16 protein-coding genes and 1 riboswitch are annotated in these 15731 nt (G+C 61.8%); of the genes, 3 read left to right on the top strand and 13 right to left on the bottom strand.

Annotated elements, in window-relative coordinates; all coding sequences use genetic code 11:
- Positions 1–108: 108 nt before the first annotated feature.
- The 3 genes from RWT78_RS21185 to mhuD form a co-directional block, all read right to left on the bottom strand.
- The gene (locus RWT78_RS21185; RefSeq protein WP_314677966.1) at positions 109–885 is read right to left on the bottom strand and encodes a CbtA family protein; all 777 of its coding nucleotides are present in this window, start codon (positions 883–885) and stop codon (positions 109–111) included.
- Entirely contained in the window at positions 876–1070 is a 195-nt protein-coding gene (locus tag RWT78_RS21180) for a CbtB domain-containing protein (protein WP_003945915.1), read from the bottom strand. Before RWT78_RS21180 ends, RWT78_RS21185 begins: the two co-directional genes overlap by 10 nt.
- Positions 1071–1094: 24 nt before the next feature.
- A riboswitch (cobalamin riboswitch) is annotated at positions 1095–1234 on the bottom strand.
- An 87-nt stretch (positions 1235–1321) separates the two neighbouring features.
- Complete coding sequence (gene mhuD / locus RWT78_RS21175) at positions 1322–1630, bottom strand: mycobilin-forming heme oxygenase MhuD (protein ID WP_003945868.1); 309 nt, start codon at positions 1628–1630, stop codon at positions 1322–1324.
- A gap of 45 nt (positions 1631–1675) precedes the next feature.
- Between mhuD and RWT78_RS21170 the strand changes: the two genes are divergently transcribed.
- Positions 1676–2413: an alpha/beta hydrolase gene (locus RWT78_RS21170; RefSeq protein WP_314677959.1), complete on the top strand. Its 738-nt coding sequence runs from the start codon at positions 1676–1678 to the stop codon at positions 2411–2413.
- On the opposite strand, the gene RWT78_RS21165 is transcribed toward RWT78_RS21170, so the two are convergent.
- Positions 2398–2823: an HIT domain-containing protein gene (locus RWT78_RS21165; RefSeq protein ID WP_314677955.1), complete on the bottom strand. Its 426-nt coding sequence runs from the start codon at positions 2821–2823 to the stop codon at positions 2398–2400. The genes RWT78_RS21170 and RWT78_RS21165 overlap by 16 nt on opposite strands.
- 39 nt (positions 2824–2862) lie before the next feature.
- The gene (locus RWT78_RS21160) at positions 2863–5514 is read right to left on the bottom strand and encodes a LuxR C-terminal-related transcriptional regulator (RefSeq protein WP_314677953.1); all 2652 of its coding nucleotides are present in this window, start codon (positions 5512–5514) and stop codon (positions 2863–2865) included.
- A gap of 261 nt (positions 5515–5775) precedes the next feature.
- Between RWT78_RS21160 and RWT78_RS21155 the strand changes: the two genes are divergently transcribed.
- Both RWT78_RS21155 and RWT78_RS21150 read left to right on the top strand, forming a co-directional pair.
- On the top strand, positions 5776–6687 hold the full coding sequence (locus RWT78_RS21155) for a hypothetical protein (RefSeq protein ID WP_230359481.1): 912 nt from the start codon (positions 5776–5778) through the stop codon (positions 6685–6687).
- Between the two features lie 59 nt (positions 6688–6746).
- The gene (locus RWT78_RS21150; protein WP_003945584.1) at positions 6747–7772 is read left to right on the top strand and encodes a hypothetical protein; all 1026 of its coding nucleotides are present in this window, start codon (positions 6747–6749) and stop codon (positions 7770–7772) included.
- Here the strand turns inward: RWT78_RS21150 and RWT78_RS21145 are convergent.
- The 8 genes from RWT78_RS21145 to RWT78_RS21110 all read right to left on the bottom strand — a co-directional run.
- Entirely contained in the window at positions 7769–8650 is an 882-nt protein-coding gene (locus RWT78_RS21145; RefSeq protein ID WP_314677969.1) for an A/G-specific adenine glycosylase, read from the bottom strand. The two genes, RWT78_RS21150 and RWT78_RS21145, sit on opposite strands and share 4 nt — an antisense overlap.
- Positions 8651–8765: 115 nt before the next feature.
- Complete coding sequence (locus RWT78_RS21140) at positions 8766–9290, bottom strand: hypothetical protein (RefSeq protein ID WP_003945512.1); 525 nt, start codon at positions 9288–9290, stop codon at positions 8766–8768.
- Positions 9287–10525: an MlaD family protein gene (locus RWT78_RS21135; RefSeq protein ID WP_007726912.1), complete on the bottom strand. Its 1239-nt coding sequence runs from the start codon at positions 10523–10525 to the stop codon at positions 9287–9289. The genes RWT78_RS21140 and RWT78_RS21135 overlap by 4 nt, the downstream gene beginning before the upstream one ends.
- Positions 10522–11595, bottom strand: a complete 1074-nt coding sequence (locus RWT78_RS21130) for an MCE family protein (RefSeq protein WP_314677944.1) — start codon at positions 11593–11595, stop codon at positions 10522–10524. The genes RWT78_RS21135 and RWT78_RS21130 overlap by 4 nt, the downstream gene beginning before the upstream one ends.
- On the bottom strand, positions 11595–12674 hold the full coding sequence (locus tag RWT78_RS21125) for an MCE family protein (RefSeq protein WP_314677942.1): 1080 nt from the start codon (positions 12672–12674) through the stop codon (positions 11595–11597). Before RWT78_RS21125 ends, RWT78_RS21130 begins: the two co-directional genes overlap by 1 nt.
- Positions 12671–13663, bottom strand: a complete 993-nt coding sequence (locus RWT78_RS21120) for an MCE family protein (protein WP_314677940.1) — start codon at positions 13661–13663, stop codon at positions 12671–12673. The genes RWT78_RS21125 and RWT78_RS21120 overlap by 4 nt, the downstream gene beginning before the upstream one ends.
- Positions 13660–14670, bottom strand: coding sequence for an MCE family protein (locus RWT78_RS21115; RefSeq protein WP_133727727.1), 1011 nt, complete (start codon positions 14668–14670; stop codon positions 13660–13662). The genes RWT78_RS21120 and RWT78_RS21115 overlap by 4 nt, the downstream gene beginning before the upstream one ends.
- On the bottom strand, positions 14667–15731 hold a 1065-nt coding region (locus RWT78_RS21110), incomplete at its 5' end, for an MCE family protein (protein WP_314677935.1). The genes RWT78_RS21115 and RWT78_RS21110, both read right to left, overlap by 4 nt.

Genomic DNA, 15731 nt, shown 5'->3' with positions numbered 1-15731 from the left:
CCCCCCGCCGCGGGTGCACGGACCCAACTATGCCAATATTCTGAGCTTAAAATCACCGGGGGGGCGCTTTAATAACCCGGGGGTGTTAAAAAACGGCGCACAGCAGGTTCAGCGAAGGGCGTACTTCTTTGCTAATTCGGTGTTCTTGGTCGCGCGCTCGGTAAGGAAGGCGAATGCCAACCCGAGTACGAGCCAGAGCGTCGCCTGCGTAGCGAGCGAGGAAAGTCGGAACTCCCACAGCAGCGTTGCCGGGAAGTCCTCGCCCACCTCGTTGATGCCGGGAAGCGAGACGTAACCGATCGCGACGATCACCAGGAACGCAGCCACCGGAGCAGCGATGCGCACGCTGAGGAACTCGTGCCCGGAAACTGCCTTTGCCGCCGCTGCTGCCGCGGTGACGGACAGCAGCCCGAGAATCACGGCGGCCAGCCACAGCAGTGTGCGCTGGTTGATGGTGTCGGGATCTCCGACGGCCGGCGGATTGGCCGGGTACTTGAAAAAGGGGACGGCCTCGATCGCCAGCCAACCACCGACGGCGATGGTGATCGCCAACAACGGCCCGGACATTCCGGTGAGTCGTCGAGCGTAATTGGCAACGACCGAGAAGATCGCCCCGAGTGCCAGTCCGGCAAGCGCCGTGGCCAGGAACAGCCCGGCGCGCTGCCCGTCGCGGCTCACCAGTGGTTCTTCTTCGTCACCGTGCGAATGCCCAGCGGCTTCGCCGGAAACCTCACCGGTGGCGCTGTTGGCTTCTTCGATCGCAATGGCAGCGTTGACGTGCGGTTCACCCAGCACGAATGCAACTCCGCCGGCAAGGATGCCTGCGATCAAACCAGCCAACAAACCACGAATGAGAAGCTTCGTGAAATTGTCGACTAGTGGCACGGCAGGCCCATCAAGTGTCGACCGTCGTGCATCAATTCATGCATGTACATGCCGGTGCGAGAGATAGCGCCCTGGTCGAATCCGACCAGGTAGAGAGCCAGCATCGCGAACAGAACTACTGCAGCGGCGAGGAAAGCAAGACGAGTCGAATCGATCGACGTATCGGGAGAATAGGCGAGAGCCATCGAAGCCTCCTGGGATTTTCGCGTCCCCTAGGTCCATGCGATGGCCGAAGTGTCTGGCTGTCGAAATTGTCGTGCCGAAAAAGGCACTTCACCTCGAATTACAGTGGCGCGACCGCTCCGGGCTTTCACCGGATTCCTGTCGGACCATCGCGTTTACATGCGAACTTTTGCACTACAGCCCGCACCGTGTCAACGCGTAAGCCGAGATGACCGTCGATTGTGCCCGCCAAGGCGGGCACAATCGCTCGAGATCAGCTCTTTGCGACGACGTCCAGGACAACTTCGAATTCGAGCAACGACGCACCCGAAGCGACGGGCTTCGCGCGCTCGCCGGAATGGGCTTCACGGGCGGGGCCGTCACGCCAATCGGCGAACGCCTGCTCGGACTCCCATTGGGTCACCACGAAGTAGCGGCTCTCACCGGCGGTGGGGCGGAGGAGTTGGAATCCGAGAAAGCCCGGGGAGTTCTCGACTGCATGAGCGCGTGCTGCGAAGCGCTTCTCCAGTTCGGGGCCGGCGCCCTCGGGGACCTCGATTGCATTGATCTTCACGACTGCCATGCAAGCGACATTACCCGCGCACCTTCACCGCGTACCGTGACACTCGTGTTGCATGACGAAGGTGGAACGGGACAACCGATTCTGTTGTTGCACGGCCTCATGGGCAACTCCCGAACGTGGCGTCGCCATGTGCCGTGGATCCGCGAGTTCGGCCACGTCTACACCTTCGACGCTGCCGGTCATGGCAGGCCGGCGCCAGCGGCACTGACTACCGAGGCATTCGTCGAGGACCTGACATCGGCCGTTGCGTCCATCGAGGAGCCGATGATCGTGATCGGTCATTCGATGGGGGCTCTGCATGCGTGGTGCTTCGCCGCCGCGCATCCCGAAAAGGTTTGTGCGCTGGTCCTCGAAGACATGGCCCCGGACTTTCGTGGACGCACCGCTGCGGACTGGGCGCAGATGATCTCGGCGTGGCCGCAGCCGTTTGCTTCCGAGGAGGCGATGAAGGAATTCTTCGGCCCTGTCGCCGGCCAGTACTTTCTCGATTCTTTCGACCGCCGCGACGACGGGTGGTACCTGCACGGCGACGTGTCGACCTTCCGCGACATCTCGGAGGAGTGGGGCACGAGGCATTTCTGGGATCAGTGGAAGGCGATCGAGGTGCCGACCTTGCTGATCGAGGGAGAGTTCACCATCACCCCTGAGGGACAGATGCGAGAGATGGCCGAGAGGGCGGGAACTCGGTACGTACGTATTGCCGATGCAGGCCACCTGGTCCACGACGATCAACCGCAGCGCTATCGCGAAGTGGTGACGGAATTCCTTCACACGGTGAGCTGACTTCGGATCGACGCGCCCACCTGCTCCAGCTCGACGGCTCGCCTGGCGAGGAGTCCGGCAGCGAACTTCGCTTTGTCACCGCGATGGCGGGGGACGATGTGCAGGTGCGAGTGGAACACGGTTTGGCCCGCTGCACGCCCGTCGTTGACGAGAAAGTTGACTCCGTCAGCGGCGATGTCGCAGCGGCGTAGAGCTCCGGCGATGAGCGTGCCGACGCGGAACATCTCTGCGCCTTCGTGACTTTCGAGAGCATCGAGGTTCTCTGCATGACGCTTGGGGACCACCAGGGTGTGTCCGCGACTCACCGGCCGTGCATCGAGGAATGCGAGAGTTGTCTCGCTCTCGTGAACGAGAATCGCCGGCTCGGTCAGCGCGACGATCTTGCAGAAGACGCAGGAATCGGTGCTCATGCCTACAGAATGTAGTCCGAAATCAGATCCGACCCCGGACTACAGCAGGCGCAGTTGGCGTGCCCTCGTGATCGCTTCGTTTCGATTGTGTACGTCGAGCTTCTTGTAGAGAGTGCGCAGTTGAGTCTTGACGGTGTTGACGGACACGTACAGTTTGTCGGCCATCGCAGCCGACCCCATGCCGAGCGCCAGGAGTGAGAGGACTTTCTGTTCGCGTTCGGTCAGCTCCACGATATGTACGAATTCCGGAAATGATTCCGCAGGAGCCCTTTTCGAGAATTCGGCGAGTGCACGCGATTTCGTTTCGGCCATCGATTCGATTTTCTCGACGTCCGCCGATGCGATGGTCGCGAACGAACGTAGAAGTCCGGTCTGATCCGCGATGCTGCACGCTCTGGACCACTCCTGAGAGGCGAGGCGTGGCTCACCCAGCTCGGAGTGTGCAACCGCTTGCACCAGAAGCGATTCCATCTGTGCCCGCGGATAGGATACGCCAGACCAGTCGAACTGGTGACACAGCGCCACCGCGGCCTCGTTCTGGCCGATCCGCTGACGCAAACGTGCCACCGACGTGAGCGTCCACGGATTGGCGGCAGGATCGATGATCTCCTTGGCCAGTGCTACGGCATTGTTCCCCTGTCCGAGAGCGAGCAAGAGATCGATCTCTGCGGATTGCAACAGAGGAAGCGCGAAGGATGTAGCCGTGTACTGCTTGGAATGTGCTTCGATCGCATTGTGGAGCAACAGTAGTGCCGCAGTGTGGTCGCCGGAGGTCAAGGCGAATTGGCAATGCGCATAGACGACGAATGCCCACAGTTCCTCGGTGTCGGACGGAAGACCGAGTTCGGTCAATGCGAGACGTGCGTCGTCGAAGTCGAGTGTGTCGAGAGCAGTGAGCGCCCGTGCTGTCAGGCCGGCGATCTTGACCACAGGTTCGAGCCAACCGCCGGGGTCCGGATGCTTCTGTTCGAGTTCGGACCAGTGTGTGGCCTGCCGCGGCTCACCAGCCAGCGCCCAATTCAGGGCGGCACTTCCCGCAGAGTTACGAGCGATGAAGTCGACTCCATGAGACAGGGCGCCGTGGTACGCCATTCGTGCCTTGATCGTGGATTCTGTGAACCTGCCGCTCAATTGAAAATTGATCGCCCATTGAAGTCGCATCAGAGGGAGCTGTGCGCTGACCGCTTCCGGGTTGTTCTCCAGCGCACTGCGACTGAGATGAGACAGGCGCCTGGTGGTTTCTGCTGCGAGCCCGTACTCGCCTGCCATCCTGAGCATGATCGATTGAACGCAGGCAATGCTCAAGGCGTCCTTCGCGCCGGCTTCAGCGCCGAGAGCCCACAGTTCTGCCGGCGATTCGGGTAGCAAGTCGACTACCGTCGAGCGCTCGCTCGGATGCATCGTGAACAGTGCGCGCCCCGCCTCCACGGCAGAGTGTTTGTCCGCAGCTTCCGCCGGAATCCGTTGGAGGGCGGAGCGAACCGAGTCCAGGTTATGCACGATCATCGTCACCCAGTGTTGTTCGACGATGTCTACTGCCAGGGTCCAGTTCTGTGCCTCGACAGCGTAGTCCAGCGCCGACGCGTGATGACCTTTGTCGAGTCGATTGTGAGCGAGGAATGAAAGACGTTGCGAAGGATCGATTCCCGCGCGGGTGTGGTGCGCGAGTATCGATCGTCGAATGGCGGGAGGCAGCTTCCATTTTTCGTCGGCTTCGGTCTCGACACGCGACAACACGCCAACTGTCTCCAGCGTCACCAGTCGCGCGCGAATCTCATGAACGGTTTCGGCGGCGTCGGGGCGCTGGGACTCGAACAGCATTGCGGCGATGTCGACGGTGATCGATCGACCAAAGGCGGTCGCGAGTAGGAACTCATGCTGCTTTACGCGCTCAGCGGCGGCGAGAACGGAATCAGTCACGTAATCGTCTATCGCTTGCACGATGTTCATATCGATCTCCCGCTCACGGTTGCTGTCGCGTGAGTTCCGGACAGCGGGGACTGCGGCGCGAACCAACGCGGGCAGCCCACCCGTCAGGGATGTGATTTGTTCTGCATCGCCCTCAGCCGTATGCACCCCCGCCTGTTCCAGCAATTGGGCGGTATCGGCTGTCGTGAACAACAGCTCATCGGCGCCGATGACCTCGTGAGCCGTGTCGAGAAGGTACGGCTCGGCGAACATACCGAATCCCGAGAGCGTGACCACGAGGTCCAGGTTGTGGCAGAGGGCGAGGAGTTCGATCAACTGATCGTCCAACTCTGGTTCCGATATCAGATCCGGCCTGATCAGCACGAGCAGCACGGGGCGGCTGAGGGCGTTCAGGGATTTGGCGACAGCGGTGAAAGGATCGGCGAGATCGTCGACGTCGGGCAGTGCGATTCCGGCAGCGTGGATTCGATCGAGGACAACGGCCCAGAAATCTTCGAGTGTCGACGAGGGCCGTGGGGCCGAGACCCAGACGAGTATTCGTTCGGATGCCAAATGGGCGCGCAGCCACGAGGCGATCAACGACGATTTCCCGTGGCCGTTCGGTGCACGGACGATGGTCAGAGCGGCACGCCGGTCAAGTCTTTCGAAGAGCGCTTGCCGGGGAATCGACGTCGCGAGAGTGCGCCTTTCGGGAATAGCTGCCCAGTCGTGGCCGTCCATCCCGAGCATCAACGCGGACCCTTTCTGCTCTTCACGCCCCACGCTTATCGGCGGTTTTGGGCGGATTGTCTCGATCCATCTATCTACAGGGAGGAGCGTAGCTGGTGCGAATCCAGAGCGTGCCATCCCGGGCAATTCACCCGGGAATTCACCCCGGCTGAGAGAAGTTCACCCACACAATCACGCCGTCACCATTGGCTTTCGAGTCCCTCGAGCGACTTCTATTGAACGTAGCTCGGGATTCGCCAAATGTGGCCGCGAGCGCCTGTCGGAGGCCCGAGAGTCAGACATCGAAGGAGCGTCGTGAGAACTCGTCTGTCAGAGGTGCGGTCGAAGGCCGTTGTCGTCGGACTCCGGCCGAGAGCGTGGCGCCGAGGAGTGCGAGGTATCGGCATAGTTGTCGTGACCGGAGCTCTGGTGGTCGGCGCTGCTGCGCTCGGCTTGCTGCCGATGCAGTCGGATGTTCGATTGGCGGCCGAGGGAGAGTTCGTGCCTCCCTTCACCGTCGAGCTGACGGCGATTGACGGTGCACCGCCCTTCGATCCCGCTGACGGTCCAGGGCTCGATTCGGGACCGTCCAACGGCATTGTCCGAGAGGGTGATCCGGTGACGTATGTCATCGACATCGGTGTCCGGGGCAACCCGCTCTCCGACGTGGTCGTGCAACTTCCGGTGCCTCGAGGTTTCGTTCTGCCGTCCGTGCCTGACTACTGCGGAGACGGCTCGGGTGTCGACGAGGTCGGATTACATTGCCTGATAGGCAATCTGGAAGCGGACCGGTACTTCACCCGAACGGCGACGATGACTGCGGGAAAGCGGGAAGACGCCGACGGTCTACCGATCGCTGCACTGGTCACCGCAGATCGGGGGGCGGTTCGCGTGCGGTCGGGCGATGTCACGGTGCGGGTGGCGACCACCCCGGGAGTGTGTGATCCGTACGGGATTTCTGTTGGTGGTCAGAGAAGCCAGTGGGCTGCTGTCTCGGCAGATGGACGAATCTCAGGTCTGGTGACATCGGGTATCTCGGAGGCGGTGGTGATCAACGGCGTCGATCAATGCGGGCACGCGACAGCGCGGACGGTGAAACCGTTCGAGGGTCACTTCTCGTTTGTCGGACTGCTACCGGGGACGTATCGCGTCACGGTCGACGGCCGAGCGCCGGTGGACGTGGTGCTGGAACCAGGTGCAATGGCGGTCGGTGGCCTGACGTTCTGATACAGCTTCGCAGGAATGGCAACACTCGTAACAGTCAGTAGCAGTCAATGGAGGATCCAGTGCGTGAAAGCCTGGGCGTTGTATTCGAAAATCAGTCAATTTCAACAGCTCTCGTAGATGCAGACACGCCCCTCCTGGGCTCGATCGACGAGTTCCGTCACCCCTGGGGTGCAGACGGGACTGTTCCCTCTCCGCAAGCGTCGGCGCGCGCACTCGCCTCCGCGGCCGAGGTCGCCACCGGCCGAGCCCTGCGCTCGAATCTGTGCCCCACCGTCGTCGGAGTGATGTGCGAGCGTGCGGACGTGCGCGACCTTGTCTCGGATTCGTTGTCCTCCAGTCCTTTCGAGAACGTCGAGTTGGTCAACGGTCTCGACGCACGGCTTGCCTACTTGCGGACGGTCGACGCTCTCATTGGTGTTTCGCCGATTCTCGCGTTCTGGCCGGACGGCAGTGAGACCGTGATCGCGGCCGTCGACCCGAGAGCAGGCGTCGTGGACTCGGCGCATCGTTACGACACGGCCGAGTTGCTTGCGGACAGCTCGACATTTGCTGCGACATTGGATCTCCTCGTCGCCGAACGAGACCCTGTACCCAAGATGCTCGTCGCGATGCTCGTGAAGGAAGACTCTCGGCAGCCGTCCGCGGAAGCCGCTGAACTGGCAGGTCTCGGCTTCCTGTTTCTCGGCGAGAGCGCCCAACTGGCGATAGGGGCTGCGCTGGTAGCGGCCGATCGCGGAAGCGAAGTTCGGTCCGGTGGCGGCATGGCCGTCCGGCCCGTCAACAGGGTCCGGTGGGCGGCGGCAATAGTACTGCCGCTTCTACTCATGTTGACGGGGTTGCTGATCGCGCTGTCCCCAGACGGGTCGCGCGCGGTATCCACGGATAGCCCGAACATCGGCGCCGAGTCGGCGACCTCCACCAGCGGGCCCCCGCCCGGCGCTGCCCTACAGATTCCGACACTTGCGCCTTGCGATCCAGTGGTGCCTGCCGTTCCTGCTGTACTTCGGCGTTCTGATCCGGAAGTCGCACCGCTCCAGACCGACGAACCCACAGCCGAAGAATGCACTCCGCTGCGAGTCGGCTAAGCCGTACCCTCTCCGGCCAGCGCAAACAGGCCGTCGGCGGTCTGCTCGACCAGTCCGTCGACCAGCAGTGAATGCAACGCACGGTCACGCTGACCCGGATCGGTTGGCCAGGCGATGTCGAGTTGCGCGCGCTCGACCGGACGGTGACTCTCGCGAAGAACGGCCATCAATTTTCCACGAACCTGGCGATCTGTGCCCGCGAACTTCTGCACCTTCTTGGGTGGTCCGGTGTGTGCCGGTTTGCCAGAAGCGACCCACGCGCAGTTCGGCAAAGGGCAGTTCTCGCAGTTCGGGGTCCGCGCCGTGCAGATCAGTGCACCGAGTTCCATGAGAGCTGCGCTGTAGGTGGCGGCGCGCGCACGCGTCCTCGGCAGCAGCGCCGCGACGTCGGCGAGGTCTCGCGTGTTGGACGGGTTCCCGGGTTCCGCATTGCCGTGGACGGCTCGCGCAACTACGCGTCGTACGTTGGTGTCCACCACAGGCACTCGCTGTCCGTAGGCGAAGCACGCCACGGCGCGGGCGGTGTACGAACCGATTCCCGGTAGGGAGAGCAGAGTGTCGACGTCTTCCGGCACCACGTCGCCGTGCTCGGCAGCCAGGACGCCCGCGCATTCGTGTAACCGCAGCGCGCGGCGTGGATAACCGAGTTTGCCCCACGCGCGAAGCACTTCTGCCTGGCTCGACGCTGCCATCGCCGACGGTACCGGCCAGCGCTCGACCCACTCTTCCCAGATTGGCGCAACGCGCACCACCGGCGTCTGCTGGAGCATGATCTCGCTCATCAGGATCTGCCAGGCACTGACGCCCTCGCGTCGCCACGGCAGGTCGCGAGCCGTCTCGGAGTACCACTTCAGCAGCACCGAAGATTCCACTGCCACTGCTACCGACACACTCCTCGAACCTGCGCTCCCGGTCGACGAAGGAGACGTCGACTTGTGGGGCCACTTTATCGGCAGTCGCCGACACGGCTGTCTTTGACGCCCGACCGCCGGGTCACAACAACTGCACGTTGCTCAGTTTCCACTCGCCGTCCTCGCGGACCAGCGAAAGTTGCATCCGGTTGCGGTCGATTCTCGGATCGGGGGAGTTGGTGTTCGTGATCGTCTGATCGAGGAACACGAGCACCTCGGCGTTGTCGCGATCACTGCTCGCCAGCCCGGCTGAAATGATCTGAGCGGACGAGGTCGCCTGATACTGCACGATCATGTTCTGCAGGTTGGCTGCCACCTGGGCGTACTGACCGGCGAATTCGCCGACAGAATTGTCACGGACCACGGAAAGATTCTGATCGAGGTTCTGGAAGTTGTACGTCGCAAGATCAGTGGCGAATTGCCGTCCGCTGTCCAGGGCGCTGGTACGCGCGTTTTCGTCGACCGATTTCTGCCAGGTCGCGAATGCGCCCCATCCGAGCGCCGCGACCACGACCAGGGCGCCGGCAACGATCGCTACGGTCTGCTTGCGAAGCCGCTTGGGCTTGTCGACGATTGTGGGCGTCTGGGGTTCGGTTGTCTCGGTCATTGCGTTCCTTGTACTAGTAGTGCGGCAAACGAGTTGTCACCGAGAACGGTGTTCTGACCACCGTTGAGGCCCAGACGAATCGACGTTCCGTCACCGGCTGCGACCGTTCCGAGGGCAGGATCGTATTCAGCAACCCCGTCGATCGTTCCAGTTCCGGTGGGGACGTTCTGCGAACCGCGATTCTGGATCCGGCCCGACTGGTCCGCGCAGTGTTGGTTCTTGTCGAGCGTGGTCGGTGAGGTGTCCTGTACCGATCGCCGGGGCGTGTCGTAGATACAGACCGGTCCGAGTGCTGTGATCAGATCAAGCTGTGCCCGTCCGTCTTTGACGATACTTCCGAACTTCTCGAATCCTTTGGGCACCACCACCAACAAGGCATCGACGGCGGGCATCCGTGCAGTGACGATCTGAGTGGAGACGAGAGAATTGGCCAACAGCAGACTGAACGGCTCACGACTCTGTTCGATGAGAGGCAGTATCTGATTGTCGAGAACACTCGGGCTTCGATCGAGGAGTGTGCGCAGTTGCGGATCGGAGTTTCGTACCTGATCTGTCAATTGGCGAAGTGTGAGTGCAACTTCGGGAAGAGCGTCAACATTTTCCTCGTTCGCAGTGAACAGTGAGCGCGAGTTCTCGACGAGTGTGTTGACACGCGGTTGATCGGATTGGACAGTGCGCGCGAGCACGTCGAAGTTGTCGACGAGCGCCTGCAGATCCGGACCCAATCCGTTCAATCCCTCGCCGAGTTCGTGCGAGAGGGTTCGCAGGTCTGCCGGATCGACGGTGTCGGCAGCAGCGTTGAAATTCGCAATCACGGTTCCCAACGCGACCGGGATCGAAGTGCGCTCAGTCGGAACAACGGAACCTTCAACCAGATACGGGCCGCCGTCGGTCTGCGAGGACAACTGAACTTTCAATACCGGAACGGCGGTGTCCTGGCTGATGGCCACATGCGAATCGTTGGGGATCTGTTTGTCGGCGGCGATGCTCAACGTCATCACGACGAGGTCCTGGGCAGAGTCCACCTCCACCGACTCGACGTCGCCGACGGTGACTCCGCGATAGGCCACTTCCGAACCGGGAGCGATTCCGGCCGCGTTCTCCAATTCGACGGTGACCGAGAAGGTTCCGGTGAACGGATCTCCGGCACCGACTTGCCGGAGTACGTACGTCGTGCTGACCACCGCGATGAGGAGAAAGGCGGCGATCTCGAAATAGACGGTTCGGTTCTTCATCGCGTTCCTCCTTGCAGGGGTGTCGTGATCGGCAGTTCCCGATCGGAGGCGGGCACAGGTGGCAGTGGCGGTGCGGCGCCCGGGATTATCTCGTTGAGCACTCCGGTCACGGTGCCCTCGACATCGACGTCGAGGTCGATGTTCACGTAATCGCCTGGGCTGGCACGCTCGAGGAGCACTCTTGCGTTGTCCAGGTTGGCCATCGTCTCACCCAGTGTCGGCCCCATTGCCGAGAACTGGTCGAGGATGGGTGACAGTCGTCCGGTGATCTCGGAAATCTGGTCGGCCGACTGGTCGAGTACGGAATTGGTTGCGGTACTGAGCCGATCGGTTTCGTCGAGTAGATCGAGGAGCGGTTGTCGTTGGTCGGCGATCACGCCCAATGCGGGTGTGAGTGTGCGCAAGCCTTCGTCGATGGTGGCGCTCTCGTCTCCGATCAGAGCGCTGAGCCGGTTCAGTGAATCCAGTGCCGAATTGATCGATTCCTTTCGGTCGTCAAGTGTTCCGAGAAAAGTGTCAAGGCGTGCAAGCAGATCGCGGATCGTCTCCTCCCTGCCGTCGAGAATCTGATCAGCCTCACTGACGATGTTCTTGACCTGCGCCAACCCACTGCCGTTCAACAGAGTTCCGACGGCGCCGAGCAGTTGTGCGACATCGGGTCCGCGCACGGTCTCCGATCGCTCGATGGTGGAACCTGGTTCGAGAATGGGGCCCGCTGGATCGACCGGAACTTCGAGGTTGACGAACGCATCGCCGATCGGGGTCGACAGTTCGATCCGAGCGCGGGTGCCGACAGGTAGTTCGATGTCCGACGCGATTTCGGTATGTACCACGGCTGCAAAGGTTTGCGCGCTCATCGACGTGACTCTGCCGACCACTGCCTGGCCGATCCGCACCTCGCCGCCGACGGGAAGTAACGACGCGTCGACGAATTCCATGTTCAGCGGGTACGACTCTCCTGGCAGACCGCGTCCGAGGGGGAGGTGCTGGAAGTTGAGACTGCAGCCGGTCAATGACGCCGCGATGACAAGTGCCACGACAACGCTCACCACGGACTTGTTCGACGCCATCAGTTGCCCCCACCGAGGATGCGTGCCAGGTCGGAGATGCCTGCCGAAGGAAATTCGATGGGATTGACGATTCCCGGCCCTGTGCACAGCGGTATCGGCATCTTCTCGCACAGTTCTCGCGTCGTGTCGAACTGTGAGAGATCGGTGGCGACGTTCAATCGTGCTCTGGCTCGGCCTTCTTCGGTGACGAGGTTGGCGACGTTCTCGAATCCCGTTGGTGCCGTTTCGATGATCTCGCGCAGTTGATCCTGTTTGGTCGCGACTGCACCGGCCAACTGTGCGAGCGTACCCAGATCGGCGGTGACCGCCTCGCCGTGTTCGGCGAGTAGCGCTGAGACCTGTCCGAGCAACGTGGTCAGGGAATCGAGCGCCCCGCTGATGTCTTCTCGCTGGGCGCTGAACGTGCGGGCGGTGACTGTCACCGAGTTCGACAGGGAGTCGACCTTGGTCTGGTTGTCCGCGATCAACTGCACGAGGGTGTTCAGGTTCTTCACCAGTTCGGAGATGTCGGGACTTGCACCCGCCAGTACCGAACTGGCCTGTGAGATGGACCGAACGGCATCGTTGAATGCTTGCCCGTTGCCGTCCAACGCGTGGGCGCCTTCTCCGATGAGGTCACCGATCCCGCCGCCGTCGGCGCCAGGGCCGAGCGCCACCGTCAATTCGTTCACCGATGCGGTGAGTTGGTCCCACGTCAGAGGGGAGTGAGTGCGTTCGAGAGGGATCACCGCGCCGTCGATGAGGAACTCACCGTCCTCGTAGCCGGGGCCGAGTTCGATCGTGCGGTCACTGATGACCGAGGGAGACAGGACCCAGGCCTGCGCGTCGGCAGGTATACGTGTTCCGGATGGCAGGCTCAGCGCCACTCGTACCCGGGACCCTTCCGGCGTGACGCTCTCGACCCTCCCGCTGGGAACTCCCAGAATCGTCACCGTGTTCCCGGTGAAAATAGCGTCGGTCGAGGTGAATTCGGCGGTGAGAGTGAGTCTGTGTTCGTCACGCGTGACGAACAAGACGGCACCGAACGCGCCGATCACTATCGCTGCCCGCACGGGGAGGTTCTTGACGGTCGTGGTCATCGACACCCCTGAACGAGCCCCACGACGCACAACCAGTTGTCCGGGATGAGGGTGGAGGGTGAGTTGAGGTCGAGCCAGTTGCCGTTACCGGTCGCGTTGGTGACGTAGCGGACGCTGGGGGCGAAGTTGTCGAGCAGTGTGGTCAGTGATTGTTCGTTCTCGGACAGAACTCCCGTCACCACGTGGATGTCTCCCATGACCGAGTCGACCAAAGCCTGGTTGTCGCCCAGGAACTGGGCAAGTGTGGTGCTCAACTGATTCAGGTCTTGTACAAGCGCATTCAGCACATCTCGCCGGTCGGCGATCGTGGACATCACCAGATCCGCATTCCCCAGAAGGGTTTCCAGAGTGTCCTTCTGCTCGATCAGTGTTGCGGTCGTCTGCTGCGCTCCGGTGAGAAGTGAACGGAGCGCAACGTCGTTGTCGTTGACTACTCCGGAGAGTGCGTCGATTCCCTCGAGTGAGCGGCGAATGAGTTCGGGATCGTCCGGTGAGTTGTCGGACACCACGGTCAGCATATTTCGCAGTTGTTGCAGATCAAGGTTTTCCGACGTGGATTGTGCTCCTCGACCGAGATCGTCGAGAGTGAACGGAACGCTCGTGTTCTCGATGGGGATGGTCGAACCTGCGGGTAACGAGCGCGATCCGTTCGGAGTGACGTCGAGCGAGCGTCGGCCGAGCAGAGTCGAGATCTTGATGTCCGCACGGGAGTCTTCGCCGAGAGTGACGCCGTCGTCGAGTCGGAAGGTGACTTCAACCGAGTTGCCGCTGACCACCAACGAGGTGACCACTCCGCTCGGGACTCCCGCGACGTTGACCGGATCGTCCTGCGTCAACCCGGTGGCGTTGGCAAAGACGGCGTGGTACTCGTTGGTCTTGACCTTCAAGATCAGTTGAGGGACAACGAGTGCGGCCAGAACCACACCGACTCCGACGAGGATGCAGATGATTCCGTTGCGGACCGGGTTCTTGACGGTGAGCCAGTTCATCGGCACACCGCCGAACGCTCGGGGCCGCCGAGAGTCACCGATTGGTCCAGCGCGCTGAGCCGGAAGTTGCAGATGTAGATGTTTGCCCAGCTTCCGTAGCTCATCGCGATCCCCAACTGGGTGAACAGTTGATCGAAAGCGGTGATACCGGTCGCCAGCGACTCACGGTTGTCGACGACGACGCTGGCCGACTGATCGATCGAAGTCAGCGCGCCAGCCAAGTCCGGTTCCACGCGCGTCACCAAGTCCTGAAGTGAAGAAGTCAGGGCGCCTGCGGAATCCACTGCGGCCGAGATCTGTTGGCGGTCCTGTGCCAAACCGCCGACCAGTGTGTCGAGCGTGTTGATCATCTCGACGAAGTTGGGTCGATTCGTCGTGGTCACGGTAAGGACCCGGTCGAGGTTGTTCAGTAGTTGGTCCAAGATCGCGTCCCGGGACGTCAAGTTCTCGGTGACGGCAACAGTGCGCTCCAGCAGGCTTTCGATGGTGGAACCTTGTCCTTGGAATACCTGGACGACCTGTGCGGCAAGCTCGTTGACTTCTGCGGGGTCAAGTGCGTCGAACAGGGGACGGAATCCGCCGAGGATGTCGGTGAGGTCGATCGCCGGCTGAGTCTGTTCCACGGGAATTGTGGCCCCGGGGGAGAGGTAGTTGCCTGTTGCGCGTTCGGCCTGTCCGTGTTCGATCGAAATTGTTCGCGCTCCCAACAGGTCTGCGTACCTCACCACAGCGCGACCGTCGGACGGAATACGTTGTGCAGATTCGAGTTCGAAGCCGACGACGGCTTGGTTGTTCACCAACTCGACGCTGTCGACGCGCCCTACTCGCACCCCGGCGATCTGAACATCGCTGCCGGTGACCAGGCCGGAGGCATTGACGAAGACGGCCCGGTACTGCGAACTCGACCCGGAGACGGGGTTGATCAGGGTGCTCACCACAACCACGGTGGCGAGAATCGACAGTGCAGCAAACACTCCGAACCTGATCAGAGATTTCTTCACGCTCATCCGCCCACCACCGTCGTGCCGCGAAATACCGGCCCCGCCACGAGAGTGTCCAAAGCTGTACCGCCTTGGGTAAGGGCCGAGATCAGGGACTGTTCGGCAGGGCTGCCGACCGGGCCGACGGTTCCGCCGAACGCGGTCGCGGCGGCAGGACAGTTGGGTCCGCGGGTTCCGTCGTACTGTGGGCAGTCGGTCTTTCCGTACGGATACAGATCTGTGACGGACAGCCGTAGATCGGTGCTGAGCCACGGACCATGCGCCAACGCGGGCGGGAGCTTGATCGTGAGATTGCGCAGGCCGTTGTAGAAGGTGGTGATGTGGTCCGGCCGCGAAGTGATTGCGCCGGTGAGGGAATCGGCGTCGTCGACCAAGGTGATCATGCGGTCGCGATTGTCACCGATCAGACTCGTGGCAGCAGCTCCCGTGCTGGTGCCGGCACGCAGAAGCCCCGCCAACCCGTCGGATTTCTCGACGACGGTCTTGGATGTGGTGATGGAGTTCTCGAATGCGGCGAGCATGTCCGGCGCACTCGTCGAGAGACTGTCGGCGAGGGTGGCTATGTCGTCGAGGTCGTCACCGAGTCCGTCGATGACGGGCTGCGCACCGACCAACGCTTGGTGGACTGAATCGAGCGATTCGCCGATCTGGTTTCCCTTGCCGCTCAACGCGTCCGAGACTGCCGTGAGTGCGACGTTTATGTCGGCGGGGTCGAGGGAAGAAACGAGCGAGTAGATCCGGGAGATCGATTGGTAGAGCTGGACCGCGACTTCGGACTGATCGGATACCAACTCGGTACCCGGCACGAGAGCAGGACCACGCGAGAGTCCGTCAGGTTGAATCAGGTCTACGAAGAAGTCGCCGAAGATGTTGCGGGGCATCAGTCGCACCTGACTTGTCGACGGTATGTTCTCGAACGCTCCCTCGTCGATCGCGAGTGAGACAGTCGAAGCGGTGGTGCCCGGCTCGATCTCGGCCACAGCGCCGACGACGACGCCGCGGTACTGTACCGAGGATCCGACTCGCAGCGCACCGGCACTGGCGGGGACGACAGCACTGACCTGCGG

The organism is uncultured Rhodococcus sp., assembly GCF_963525155.1.
GTDB classification, from domain to species: Bacteria; Actinomycetota; Actinomycetes; order Mycobacteriales; family Mycobacteriaceae; genus Rhodococcus_F; species Rhodococcus_F qingshengii.
This window is presented reverse-complemented; position numbering and strand designations above follow the sequence as displayed.